An 859-nucleotide genomic window follows, 5' to 3' on the forward strand; every position below is an offset into this window, starting at 1 on the left:
TTAGGGGATTTTGGGGAATTTTGCAAAGGTCTCATAAGGGATTTGTTGAGAAAAAGGCTGAGGAATATAAACAAAAAGGCCGTCTGAAATTTTCAGACGGCCTTTTTTGTTTTTGAATATTGTAAGTGATTGTACTACTGAGAAAAACAGGAATTAGCAAATTAAAATACTAGCATTATAAATTTAACATAATATAAATTATTTTCCTTTTTCCTATTCTTCTACAAATTCCGCTTATTGTTCCTATATGTCAAATGAGAATCAATGATACTCAAGAGAGTGTGCTCATAGTACTCCAATTTTTAGTATGAAATCAATAGGTTTTAAGAGAAATTTGGCTGTACCTCTACCACTTAATTATTGGTTAGTGGAATAGGGTAGAGAGCAGGAAGTCTTAGTACGATACCAAGTACCTTCAACTCACAGACTGTCACTCTATCACTGATAGCAGGCTGGAATAGGACGGACAAAGATTTTGAATTGCCCAAATTCAATCTCTCAGACGGCCTTCTTCCCGTCAATCCTTCCCCCTTTACCAGCAGCATTATCACAGATATCATATCAAACAAATTGTTATGATTTATTTGATTGCTTATACAACTATTTTATCTGTTAAAAGTGAAGTATATTCGTTGAGCCTTTTTATTTCCGCATACCTTATTGCCTGGTTGCATTGTATATTCTGTAATTATTATCAACTTATAAAGGTAGATATACTGGCTGAAACCTTTGCAAAATCCCCCAAAAATCCCCTAAATTCCTACTAAGACATTTAGGGGATTTCTCATGAGCACCTTCTTCCAACAAACCGCACAAGCTATGATTGCCAAACACATCGACTGCTTCCCACTATTGAAGT

This window comes from Neisseria sp. HMSC073G10, from assembly GCF_001812605.1.
In the GTDB taxonomy this organism is placed as follows: domain Bacteria; phylum Pseudomonadota; class Gammaproteobacteria; order Burkholderiales; family Neisseriaceae; genus Neisseria; species Neisseria subflava_A.